This is a genomic window from Moraxella sp. Pampa, assembly GCF_035181385.1.
Classification (GTDB): domain Bacteria; phylum Pseudomonadota; class Gammaproteobacteria; order Pseudomonadales; family Moraxellaceae; genus Moraxella.
In genome coordinates, this window is sequence record NZ_JAXCJK010000006.1 from 26,037 (window position 1) to 38,212 (window position 12,176).

Genomic DNA, 12,176 nt, shown 5'->3' on the forward strand with positions numbered 1-12,176 from the left:
AAAGCCAAAAGTATGTTATTTTTTAAGCCAGTTGTAGATATCTGTAAAATTGATATAAAATCATCATATCAACCACCTTTATATCATCAGTTGCGTGGCTGCACCACTCCCATTCGCTGGCTGATTGGCATCGCATTACCCAAAATCAAACCATAAATGGTCGCATTCTCCATCACATGCTTGACATAATCACGAGTCTCAAAATACGGAATGGCCTCAACATACTGGTCAGCACTAATGACATCATGTGTTGGCAACCATTTGCGAGCCGCCCCGAGTCCTGCATTATAGCCTGCGGTAGCCACAGCAATTTGACCACCTGATTGATTTGCTAAGTTGTTTAAATACCAAGTGCCATAACGGATATTGGTCTTAGGGTCGTTCATATTACCAGCACGCTCTGCCATACTTCTTGCAATCTGCTTGGCTGTATTTGGCATGATTTGCATCAAACCACCTGCCCCCACACCCGAGCGTGCACTCGGCTGAAAACGACTTTCTTGACGCATGATGCCATATGCCCACGCAGGGTCAATGCCCACAGCCTGAGCATATGTCAATACGCTGTTATGGTATGGCAGTGGGTGCGACAATGAGGCCATGCGTAAATTGGGCATATTATCAATGGCATAAATACTGCGATGATACATGCCTAAGTCGTGTGCATATTTGGCAGCAGCAACCACCAAAGCATCATCATTGGCATCACGGGCTTTTTTTACCGCCCAATTCCACTCACGGCTGGCATACTCTGACTTAACATCATTATTCATCATTAAAAATGCACGAGCAAAATATGGATTTTGCATGACTTGTTGAATATCTTGATTGCTGATGTTCGGCAAGGCAGTAGCACCAATTTCAGACAAGGTCAATCTTTGCCCAAGGTGGTCTTTGGCAAGCAGTCCATAATAATCCACACCTTCAGCAAGTACTTGATAAATACGATACGCTTCACTTTTTTTGCCTGTTTGTTCATAACTACGAGCCAACCAATATTGCCAAATACGCTCACCTTGATTCACCGCAGTCATTGATGAAATGGCAGAGATGACATCGTGCCATTGACCAAAATAAATCGCTGCTTGTGCATAATCTTCAGCTTCTTCAAAGTTAAATGGCTCACCGATGGATTTTCTAAACCAAGATACCGCCTCCATACCAAAGCCATCATCGGTATTCATATTCATGCGTTTGACAGCAATGCTGCGATACGCATAGCGACGCGTCATGTCAGACAACAGTTTTTGTGAGCGGTTATTATCTTGGTTGATGTCAAATTCAAGCTGTATCATGGCTTCATGATACGAACGATGTGCCAGCTGACTGATGGCATAGACATACAGATATTGATTAAGATCGCTATAATCACTCGTTGCAAATTGAGCAAAAAAGCCATTGGGGTGATCAGCAATGCTACGCAAAGTATCATAAGAGATGGGTAAACCCAAATGATTGGATAGGTTTAAAATATCCCCCATCTTATCTAGCGGTGCTTGACGGCTTGACAACTGGCGACGGTCAATACGCATCATACGAATCAGCCGTTCATGCTGATCGGTGCGTGTAATGCGTGGGTTTACTGCCATTTCTGTGGCGAGTTTATCACATAAAGATTGCTTGATTTGGGTATTTAGCCAAACATTGTGCTTTTGTTCTATGGTGCGGTAAGATTCACCGCTTTGATTAAAACCCAGTGCGATGGCACATGCCTCAGACTCATCAGCATTTTCTATTGAATGTGCCACTGCACGCACGGCAGCATAATCACTTTGACGAGCTTTGATTTCAGCGTAGTCGGCGGCCAGTTTTTCACTCATTACTTGGCTTGGATATTTAGAAACAAAATCATTGACCACCTGTGGGTCTTGCGACGACAGATTGTAATTGAGTCGCCAATATTCAGGATAAGCAGCAAATAGCGTGCCTTGCATATTCTGTTCGTACTGATACATGGTAGCTGGGTTGGATTTTTGGCGTTCAGCATTCATCCATTGATGAATACTGTCGTCATCATTAATGTCGCTTTGTGCACAAGCCATTTGCGACAGCACCGCAGCACACAATACAGGCAAGCCGAAATATCGAGAATATTTTACAAACTTCATAAGACCCTTCTTGCTAACTTTTAGCAATGTATTTAACAATATATTTGAAATACTTGAACAAAAAAAATGTAACATAGGATAACAAATTCATCTAACACTCATATATTCCCCTGTATAAAAGTTGTAACTTGAAAAATTCATTAACGCTGATGACAACAACACGCTCATGATGATAATAAATTAAATGACCAACAAAGGCTGATCAGACCACCTTAATCAACTGAAAGTTTTCAATCATCATTCAAACCATGCTATAATGCAAAAATTTAACACATTCATTTTATCGGCAATCCCTTGGAGAAAACCATGACCGTTGCTACCTTTGATCCAAAAGCACACAAAAAAATTACCACAATCCAAAACCAATCCCCCAACAACCCATCAATGCTGACAAACACCAATAATTCTGCATCTGCAAATAAGCAAAAAAAAGTTTACATCACAACCCAAGGCTGTCAAATGAATGAATATGACTCCAAAAAAATGGGTGATGTGCTGGGTGATTCGCATGGCATGGTAATAACGACAGACATTAACGAAGCAGATGTACTTATCATGAACACCTGCTCGATTCGTGAAAAAGCCCAAGAAAAAGTGTTTTCGGAGCTGGGTCGCTGGCGTAAATTAAAACTCAAAAACCCAAATTTAATCATCGGTGTGGGTGGCTGCGTGGCTTCCCAAGAAGGCAATAATATCCAAAAACGCGCACCATTTGTGGATATGATATTTGGACCCCAAACTCTGCACCGCCTACCCGAACTGTACAATAAATCCATTAAGCAAGCAGAAGAGTTGCCACGCAATCGCATTGGTGTGGTTGATGTCTCTTTTCCAAGCATTGAAAAGTTTGACTTTTTGCCAGAGCCACGAGTGGAAGGCTACAAAGCCTTTGTTTCCATCATGGAAGGCTGTTCAAAATACTGCTCATTTTGTGTTGTGCCGTACACCAGAGGAGAAGAGCTGTCTCGCCCACTTGATGATGTGCTTGCTGAGATTGACAGTCTTGCTGAGCAAGGTGTCAGGGAAATTAATCTTTTGGGGCAAAATGTGAACGGCTATCGTGGCCAGAAAGATGATGGCACGATTTGCCGATTTAGCGAGCTACTACACTATGTGTCGCATATTGATGGCGTTGAACGCATTCGCTACACAACCAGCCACCCACTTGAATTTACCGATGACATCATAGATGCCTATAAAAGCCTGCCAAAGCTGGTTTCACATCTGCATCTGCCTGTACAAAGTGGCTCAAACAATATCCTAAAAGCAATGAAACGCAATCACACCATTGATGTTTATATCAATCAAATCAATAAATTAAAAAATATTCGCCCCGATTTGCATCTGTCTAGTGATTTTATCATTGGTTTTCCTGGTGAGACGGACGAAGACTTTAATGAAACTTTGCAACTTGCCAAAGAGTTAGATTTTGACCATTCGTACAGCTTTATTTATTCAAAACGACCAGGTACTCCAGCCTCTGACCTGCCTGACGATGTCAGTCTTGATACCAAAAAAGCACGCTTGGCTGAATTTCAAGAAGTCATAAAAACCTCCACCTTTGCCAAGACTCGTGCGATGGTTGGTCAAACAGTACGGGTACTGGTAGAAGAACACGCCAACCGCCGAGAGGGCTATCTGCACGGCACGGCAGACAATACTCGTTCGGTCATTTTTAAAGGTGGTGATGAGTTATTGGGTAAATTTGTTAGCGTTCATGTCAATCAAGCCATCAGTATGCACTTGGTTGAAGGGGAACTGGTTGAAATTTTAGATTGATATTGATGATGGATTTGATGATAATACACTGGCACTGGCACTGGCATGAAAGCTGATTTTTAGCAATTCACCAAATCATTAATTTGCCAACAAGAATCTAAAACGCTGACACATTAGCCTGTAATGCTTTTTCTACAAAATACCTACATTTGAGCAAAATTTGCATCTTGTTCATTTTTTAAGCTGTGCTACAATCATGATATCAGCATCAGCACTTGTCAGTTACGCTGATTTACTTTTTTATCCTTATGTTTTATTCTTTGAAACAAACATCAAAGAATAAAACATAAAAGTGCTAAACCACCATCAAATCAACCACAATCAATTTAAGGATAGTATCATGCTAGGCGATATTGACTACGACATCAATCAACTTTTTGCTCAATTGGGTCTTGAAAGCACGGATGAGGCAGTTGAAACATTCATCAAAGCACATCAACTTCCCCAAGAAACTAAGCTGACAGATGCACCATTTTGGAACGAACAACAACGCAACTTTTTAAAAGAAGAATATAAACTAGACGCTGTATGGTCATTAACCATTGATGAATTAAATACTCGCCTGCACGAAGAGGCTATGTCAGAGTAAAGGTTGGTTTTTATTTTTATCAATCCTTGTTTTTGCAGGGATTTATATTAATTTTTATTAAAAATACCACTTTTTAAAAATGCCAAGGCGGACAACATCATCAAAGTTGTCTGCTATCAACATCAACATTTATTGTAGAAAGCAAAATTGAATACGGCAAAAGCCAAAACACATTGGTCAATGCCAAAAAAAAATTCATCAAAAACTGTCAATCGATGAGATTAAATAAGGAAAGTCATGGATATAGTCAGCAATACACATCATACCCAACACCTCATCATTGGTTTTGGTAAAGCAGGCAAGACTCTTGCTTACACGCTTGGCAAGTTGGGAAAATCGGTGATTCTGGTGGAACAATCATCTCAAATGTATGGTGGCACCTGCATTAACATCGGTTGCATTCCTTCAAAAAAATTAAGCTTTTTATCAGATAAACCAAACAAAGTTTCTCTGAAGACCGCCGTTGATAAAAAAGATGAGCTAATCGGCCAACTAAACCGTGCCAATTTTGATAAATTGGATAATTTAGATGGCGTACAGGTCATCACAGGTCAAGCAAGTTTTTTGGATAAATACACAATAGCAGTTGCAACAAAAAACGAGACCCTTATTTTGACTGCTGATAATATTTATATCAATACAGGTGCACATCACTGGCAGCCACCAATTGTAGGATTGTCTGAAAGTCAATTTGTTCACGATAGCACAAGTTTGATGGCATTAAAAAACCACCCTGATGAACTGATCATCATTGGTGGTGGCTATATCGGCTTGGAATTTGCTTTTACTTTTGCAGGATTTGGCAGTCGTGTTACAATTTTAGAATCTAACAATGCTTTTTTGCCTAAAGAAGATGAGGACATTCGTCGTAGCCTACTTGACATCATGCACAGCAAACACATTGAGGTCAAAACTGGCATTCAGATAGAAAGCGTCAGCGATGATGATAACCAAGCAATCATCACAACCAGTCAAGGCGTATTGACCGCCAATGCAGTACTGGTTGCCACAGGTCGCCGAGCAAACACGCATGGATTGGGCTTGGATAATGCAGGCATAAACCTGACCGATAAAGGATTTATTGCTGTCAACGAACACTTACAAACCAGCCAACCTCACATCTACGCAATGGGCGATGTTGCAGGCTCTCCACAGTTTACTTATATCTCGCTTGATGACTATCGTGTGGTAAAAAGCCATCTGCTGGGTGATGGTTCATACACCACCAAAGGTCGCACTTTTCCTTATGCTGTATTCACCCACCCACCTTTGGCAGCGGTTGGATTGACCGAAAAAACCGCCAAAGAGCAAGGTCTGACAATCAAAACTGCCAAGCTGTATGCCAATAGCATTCCTAAAGCCAAAATTAATGAGCAAACGGACGGTATTTTAAAAGCCGTAGTTAATGTTGAAAATGATGAAATATTAGGCGTGCAACTTTTGTGTGAAAACAGCCATGAGATGATTAACTTCATGGATTTAGCAATTCGACAGGGCATGACTGCAAGCGACATTGCCAACCATATTTTTACCCACCCCACCATGTCTGAAGCATTAAATGACCTATTTGGGTCAATTGAATGATGACCTGATATTTATAGATGATTTTTACAGAGAGACCAATATGAAAAAGCCCCTTATTTTACTCATGCTATCAAGCCTTGCTCTAACAGTAAGCACCACCACGCAGGCAGCAGAACAAACAACCCAAGACACCAAAACACACCAATCGCACGCCAAAAGAGCATCAGGTGTGTGGATTGATGTACGCACCCCAGAAGAATACCAACAAGGTCATTTATCTAACACTTATAATGTCGTACCCCAAGACATCGCCATGAAAATTGCCAGCATTGAACCTAATAAGCACGCACCCATCAATCTGTACTGTCGCAGTGGTCGGCGTGCCGAGGTTGCTCGCAAAACCTTGATGGATTTAGGCTACACCAATGTAACTAACCATGGTGGCTACCAAGAGCTTTATAGCAAAGGTTTGCGTTAATACCCAGTGCTTATCCAATGCTCATATAGTTGCTCTACCAACAAAAAGCCTGATAAATATCAGGCTTTTTGTTTGGTTTTTTAGGGGTTGTAGTAGATAAGCCCTAAATCCCACACCATTTTCTCAATATTTTAAGCTGATTAGATGGTGTGGGGTTTGAAGTTAATCTGGTTCAGTCCCCAATATTTCAACAGCTGCAAATGGGTAAAATCAACCGATAAAGACTCAGAAATAATTTAACGATATTGATTCAACAACTCATCAAAATTTTGACTGGTAATTTGTCCAATTTCTTCGCTTGTTTTACCATAAATCTTAGCAAGAGCATCTGCGACATACGGCACATAAGTTGGTTCATTATCCTTTCCACGCTTTGGCACAGGGGCAAGATAAGGGCTATCTGTTTCAATTAAAATGCGATCAAGAGGTAATTTGGCAGCGACATCTCGCAACGCTTGGGATTTATTAAAACTTATAATCCCAGAAAATGAGACATACATACCCAAATCAAGCACACGCTTGGCAAAAGCATAATCTTCTGTAAAGCAATGAATGATGCCATGCTCGCACCTTTCTGCTGTCAGCACATCTAGCGTGTCATGATAAGCAGCTCGGGTATGCACAATGATGGGTTTTTTGGTGGTTTTGCTGGCATGAATGTGTGTGGCAAAACTGTGTTTTTGAGCTTGCTTTTTAGTTGTATCCCAATAATAATCTAGCCCCGTCTCTCCAAAAGCCCAGACTTTATCATGATTAAAAGAAATTAACTGCTCGCTTGTAACACCAGATAAATCATGGGCATCTTGACAAGGATGTAAGCCCACGCTCATGCCAATGCACAGCTCATCATCTGACCTATCAACCCACGCTTTGATGTCATTAAATTCATCAAAATGGCACATAATCGCCATCGCACGGCTGACCTTAGCCGATTTCATGGCATTTAAAAGGCACTGCGGATCATGCTCGTGGTTGTCTAATTTTAAATAGGTTAAATGGCAGTGGCTGTCTGTAAACATGATATCACTAACTCTTTAAATCATTGCATTATAACGCATTTTCATCTATTTTTATAGGTTCATCTTTTGTTTTGTCTTGCGGTTTGTCTTTTTGTAAATACATCATTTGGCTAGGCAATGCGTGAGTGATGGCATAATTTTTAACCTGATTTAAAATATCCAAAATCAGCTGGCTTTGTTTATCATAAAACTCAATCACATCTTTGGCATCAACATAACAGCGTATCTGTACCACAAAGCAGTCTTGTCGCAATTCAATAATATGCACCTGCGTCCACTCGGTATTAACATACTCATGGCCATCAATGAATGATGGCAGTTCATGAATCATTTTACCAAGCTCATCAACATCAGTATCTCGAGTGATGTACAGATGGTGCAAAAAATGAAACATATCTCGTGTGGCATAATTTTCAATCTGCATTGATGAAAAATCACCATTTGGCACAGTTACCACCGTTCTATTTAATGTCCTAATTCGACTAGAACGAATGCCAATATCTATCACCGTGCCTTCTAAATTGCCAAAGCGACAATAATCGCCCACCCGCACAGGTCGGTCAGCAACCACAACAACCGAGCCAATCAGGTTTTCTATGGTCTTTTGGGCACCAAAAGCAAGTGCCAAACCACCCACCCCTAAAGCTGCAATACCTGTCGTCAAATCAAAACCAAAACTGCCCAAAATAATGATGATTGCCAAAATAAGCATTAATGCTTTGGCAACTTTTCTTATCAGGCTTAAAATCGATACCTGCTCAGGGCTGTTACGCTTTAAGCTTATCGCTTCGGCACGGTTAAACAAAGCATCAATCAACCGCAGTACAAGCCACGCCGATGCACCCCAAGCAATGATGTCCTTAAACCGCCCAAAAGAAGAACGCAAAGTTACAGGTACGCCTGCCTTTAGCATGATCTCAGGCAAGAACATCGCCACGATGATGAGTGATAAGGGCATGATGACAGTTGGTGTTACTCGATAGGCTTTGCCTGTTGTGCTTTGATACAATAGCTTGGTTACCCAATAAAACAACCATACCAACACATAAACACATAGGTATGCTCCCAACACCAAAATAACAAGTGCGACAACATCACCAACATTTGCTCCAAACGCATGGTATTTGGACAGCTTATCTAGTCTCATTTTTTGAGCCAGCGTAGGTGCAGACTTGGTAATTTGTGGAAGTACAGACAGCGTCTCTGCAGAAAATTGCCAATACACCGTACCGTCATCACTTTCATGACGCACCATTAAAATGTCAATCGGTTCATCATTATCCAAATAAATTTCGCCGACTTTATCAATATTACTTGGCAAATTATCCGATAAATTTCCTACAGTTTCGCCACTGATTTGCAAATCAGCATCAAGTCGCCCACCAGCATCTAACGCTCGTTTAAAATGCTCAACAACATCAACATCAGTGGCTTTCGTCTTTGATAAATAATGCCCATCAAGATAATTTAATGCCAAAACTGCATCGTCATCACGAATGGCATTCATAAAGCCCTGCACCGCACCCCTTGGTGTATCACGCCCAAAAGTATCTTTGGCCTGTGATGTGCTTTGTGCAGTGGCGGAATTTAACACACTGGCGGCAGGGTTGGCATGGCTCATCTGGTTTGACAAAACTCCCCAAATTACCATCAATAAAAGCATTACTACTTTAAGACGCATTCATTTACACCGTTTTTTTAAACCTAGTATTAAATTAGGGCGTGATGCCACAAACAACAAATTGCCATGCTATCAACTTTTAACAGCAAACACAAGCCAAAATCTTTAAGCGACCAATGCTATATCAATGACAATAAAAAGTATTTTTGGTATTTTATCATCATGCCAAACACCTTAAAAAAACACCCACCAACCAATGAGAGATTTTGATTTCTAAAATACCCAAGATTTGCTATAATGTTAGGTCATGCCAAGAGATGTTGCAGTAAATTTTTCTTAAAAAAATTTATGAGGCTTGGCTTTCTTTGTCCGTTTTGTAGCAAAGAAAAAATTAACGACATCTGCCAATCCGTTTTTTATCAATTCTTATAAGGAGTGGACGCAGTGTCTACATTCACAGATTACAAAGTTGCCGACATCAGCCTTGCCGAATTTGGTCGCAAAGAGATCAAACTTGCCGAAACTGAAATGCCTGCTTTGATGGGGCTTCGCAAGCGTTATCAAGCCGATGCACCCTTAAAAGGGGCAAAAATTGTTGGCTGTATTCACATGACCATTCAGACAGCCGTATTAATAGAAACATTGGTTGCGCTTGGGGCAGAGGTTCGCTGGACATCGTGCAACATTTTCTCCACCCAAGACCATGCAGCAGCAGCGATTGCAGCAGCTGGTATCCCTGTTTTTGCATGGAAAGGGGAAACTGAGGCAGAATATGAATGGTGCCTAGAACAGCAAATTCACAAAGACGGTCAGTTATGGGACGCTAATTTAATTCTTGATGATGGTGGTGATTTGACCGCCTTAATTCACAATAAATACCCACAAATGCTAGCAGGCATTCATGGCATCTCTGAAGAAACCACAACGGGCGTACATCGCTTGATTGAAATGCTAAGCAAAGGCACGCTAAAAGTCCCTGCCATCAATGTCAATGATGCGGTTACCAAGTCCAAAAATGACAACAAATACGGCTGTCGTCATTCTTTAAATGACGCCATCAAGCGTGGCACAGATATGCTATTGTCTGGTCGCCGTGCACTTGTCATTGGCTATGGCGATGTGGGTAAAGGCTCAGCCCAAAGCCTACGCCAAGAAGGCATGATTGTGCGAGTCAGTGAGATTGACCCAATCTGTGCCATGCAAGCGTGCATGGACGGCTATGAGCTGGTATCACCTTATGTAGAAGGCGATAGTACAAAAGGCGTGAACAAGGCACTATTACAAGATACCGATCTTGTGGTTACCACAACAGGCAACTATCATGTGTGCGACAGCGAAATGTTAAAAGCATTAAAGTCTACCGCCGTCGTCTGTAATATTGGGCATTTTGACACCGAAATTGATACCGATTTTATGCGTCAAAATTGGCAATGGGTAGAGGTCAAACCACAGGTACACCAAGTTTATCGTTCAGATAATGATGGTGATTATCTAATTGTCCTATCAGAGGGACGCCTTGTCAATTTGGGTAATGCCACAGGGCATCCATCTCGTATTATGGATGGTTCATTTGCCAATCAGGTACTGGCTCAGATTCATTTATACCAAGAAAAATTTGCCGACTTGCCAGATGACAAAAAAGCAGACAATTTATATGTCAAAGTACTGCCCAAAAAACTGGACGAAGAAGTCGCAGCGGCGATGGTTGCAGGCTTTAATGGTGTGATTACCAAACTAACACCAGAACAAGCAGACTATTTGGGCGTAAGCGTAAATGGTCCGTTTAAATCTGATGAATACAAATATTAATCACAACCAAAAAAAAGAAAATGACGACAAAAACTGTTGTCATTTTCTTATCTTTATAAAAAAACTTAAGTTTGATTAATGACACAGCCAAAATCACAAAAATCACGCTCACGATGGGCGTGCTATTTTGCATCTGTTTATACACTGATTATTATTGGGCTATTTTTTATAAAAATCCTACCAATATCAGTGCCCATCATCTATTTGCTGAGCAGTCTGGCAAGCTATATACTGTACGCTCTTGACAAAAAAGCCGCCAAGTATGATGAACAACGCACACCTGAACGAAGTTTGCATATGTGGGCATTATTCGGCGGCTGGATTGGTGGTGCTTTTGCTCAGCACTGTCTGCGACACAAGACACAAAAAACCGAATTTCAGCTTATCTTTTGGCTAAGTATCATTGCCAACATTGCTTTTATGGGTTATTTATTTCTGATTGAGCCTTATTTATGAGCCGTTTTTTTATCACAAATACACCAAGCATTGGTGAGGATTTTACCCTACCTGACGATGTAACACACCATTGGGGTAAGGTACTTCGTGCCAAAAAGGGTGATATCGCCACGCTGTTCAACGGTCAAGGTGGAGAATATACCGCCACGCTCACTCACATTGACAAAAAATCTGCCATTGTTCATATTGATGAGTATATCCCCATCAATCGCACACCGCCATTTAGCGTTCATTTAGGTTTGGTCATGAGTCGTGGAGAACGCATGGACTACGCCATACAAAAGGCGTGTGAAATGGGCGTATCTGACATTCAGTTGCTCACCAGTGAACGCTGTCAGGAACATTTAAAATACGAGCGAGACAAGAAAAAAATCAATCATTGGCAAGCTGTGGCAGTATCTGCCTGCGAACAATGCGGTCTCAACCTAATCCCAAAAATCTTACCGCCTATTTCTCTCACTAATTTTGTCAAATCCTGCCAAGATGAGCTAAAATTAGTCCTAGCAATCAGTGATGGGCAAGTGAATTTTAGTCGTCATAAAGATAAGCTACCACAAAACATCGCTTTACTTGTTGGTGGCGAAGGTGGATTAACTCCTGCCGAGATTAAGTTTGCTACAGAACATAATTTTTATACATGGACGATTGGCGAGCGAATACTACGCACCGAGACCGCCCCTGTCGTGGCATTGGCTGCGTTGCATACCATTTGGGAGATGACCCAAATTCAATAATATAATCATATACCAGACACAAAAGCTTCTAACATCAGACCAAAATACAGCTTCACCCT

10 protein-coding genes are annotated in these 12,176 nt (G+C 41.2%); 7 read left to right on the forward strand and 3 right to left on the reverse strand.

Features of this window, described 5'->3' with window-relative positions:
* Positions 1–86: 86 nt before the first annotated feature.
* Positions 87–2,108 (reverse strand): lytic transglycosylase domain-containing protein, encoded by a 2,022-nt coding sequence (locus R0123_RS08260; RefSeq protein ID WP_323843722.1) that lies wholly within the window; start codon positions 2,106–2,108, stop codon positions 87–89.
* A gap of 384 nt (positions 2,109–2,492) precedes the next feature.
* Between R0123_RS08260 and miaB the strand changes: the two genes are divergently transcribed.
* From miaB to R0123_RS08280, 4 genes are all read left to right on the forward strand, one after another.
* The gene (gene miaB, locus R0123_RS08265; protein ID WP_323842374.1) at positions 2,493–3,887 is read left to right on the forward strand and encodes a tRNA (N6-isopentenyl adenosine(37)-C2)-methylthiotransferase MiaB; all 1,395 of its coding nucleotides are present in this window, start codon (positions 2,493–2,495) and stop codon (positions 3,885–3,887) included.
* 340 nt (positions 3,888–4,227) lie between these two features.
* Positions 4,228–4,476 carry a DUF2789 family protein gene (locus tag R0123_RS08270; RefSeq protein ID WP_323842347.1) on the forward strand — a complete coding sequence of 83 codons (249 nt, stop codon included), beginning with the start codon at positions 4,228–4,230 and terminating at the stop codon, positions 4,474–4,476.
* Between the two features lie 237 nt (positions 4,477–4,713).
* Positions 4,714–6,060 (forward strand): FAD-dependent oxidoreductase, encoded by a 1,347-nt coding sequence (locus R0123_RS08275; protein WP_323843723.1) that lies wholly within the window; start codon positions 4,714–4,716, stop codon positions 6,058–6,060.
* A 40-nt stretch (positions 6,061–6,100) separates the two neighbouring features.
* On the forward strand, positions 6,101–6,478 hold the full coding sequence (locus R0123_RS08280; RefSeq protein WP_323843724.1) for a rhodanese-like domain-containing protein: 378 nt from the start codon (positions 6,101–6,103) through the stop codon (positions 6,476–6,478).
* A gap of 236 nt (positions 6,479–6,714) precedes the next feature.
* Here the strand turns inward: R0123_RS08280 and R0123_RS08285 are convergent, their stop codons facing one another.
* Both R0123_RS08285 and R0123_RS08290 read right to left on the reverse strand, forming a co-directional pair.
* Entirely contained in the window at positions 6,715–7,497 is a 783-nt protein-coding gene (locus R0123_RS08285) for a TatD family hydrolase (RefSeq protein ID WP_323842341.1), read from the reverse strand.
* 28 nt (positions 7,498–7,525) lie between these two features.
* Positions 7,526–9,178, reverse strand: coding sequence for a mechanosensitive ion channel family protein (locus tag R0123_RS08290; RefSeq protein WP_323843725.1), 1,653 nt, complete (start codon positions 9,176–9,178; stop codon positions 7,526–7,528).
* 375 nt (positions 9,179–9,553) lie between these two features.
* On the opposite strand from R0123_RS08290, the gene ahcY reads away from it, so the two are divergent.
* From ahcY to R0123_RS08305, 3 genes are all read left to right on the forward strand, one after another.
* Positions 9,554–10,927, forward strand: coding sequence for an adenosylhomocysteinase (gene ahcY, locus R0123_RS08295; RefSeq protein ID WP_323843726.1), 1,374 nt, complete (start codon positions 9,554–9,556; stop codon positions 10,925–10,927).
* 78 nt (positions 10,928–11,005) lie between these two features.
* Positions 11,006–11,383, forward strand: coding sequence for a DUF1294 domain-containing protein (locus R0123_RS08300; protein WP_323842338.1), 378 nt, complete (start codon positions 11,006–11,008; stop codon positions 11,381–11,383).
* On the forward strand, positions 11,380–12,117 hold the full coding sequence (locus R0123_RS08305; protein WP_323843727.1) for a 16S rRNA (uracil(1498)-N(3))-methyltransferase: 738 nt from the start codon (positions 11,380–11,382) through the stop codon (positions 12,115–12,117). Before R0123_RS08300 ends, R0123_RS08305 begins: the two co-directional genes overlap by 4 nt.
* The last annotated feature ends 59 nt before the right edge of the window (positions 12,118–12,176 follow it).

Coding starts and splice junctions, on each gene's coding strand:
- R0123_RS08260 (WP_323843722.1), bottom strand. CDS start 2,108: ATGAAGTTTGTAAAATATTCTCGATATTTCGGCTTGCCTGTATTGTGT.
- miaB (WP_323842374.1), top strand. CDS start 2,493: ATGCTGACAAACACCAATAATTCTGCATCTGCAAATAAGCAAAAAAAA.
- R0123_RS08270 (WP_323842347.1), top strand. CDS start 4,228: ATGCTAGGCGATATTGACTACGACATCAATCAACTTTTTGCTCAATTG.
- R0123_RS08275 (WP_323843723.1), top strand. CDS start 4,714: ATGGATATAGTCAGCAATACACATCATACCCAACACCTCATCATTGGT.
- R0123_RS08280 (WP_323843724.1), top strand. CDS start 6,101: ATGAAAAAGCCCCTTATTTTACTCATGCTATCAAGCCTTGCTCTAACA.
- R0123_RS08285 (WP_323842341.1), bottom strand. CDS start 7,497: ATGTTTACAGACAGCCACTGCCATTTAACCTATTTAAAATTAGACAAC.
- R0123_RS08290 (WP_323843725.1), bottom strand. CDS start 9,178: ATGCGTCTTAAAGTAGTAATGCTTTTATTGATGGTAATTTGGGGAGTT.
- R0123_RS08300 (WP_323842338.1), top strand. CDS start 11,006: ATGACACAGCCAAAATCACAAAAATCACGCTCACGATGGGCGTGCTAT.
- R0123_RS08305 (WP_323843727.1), top strand. CDS start 11,380: ATGAGCCGTTTTTTTATCACAAATACACCAAGCATTGGTGAGGATTTT.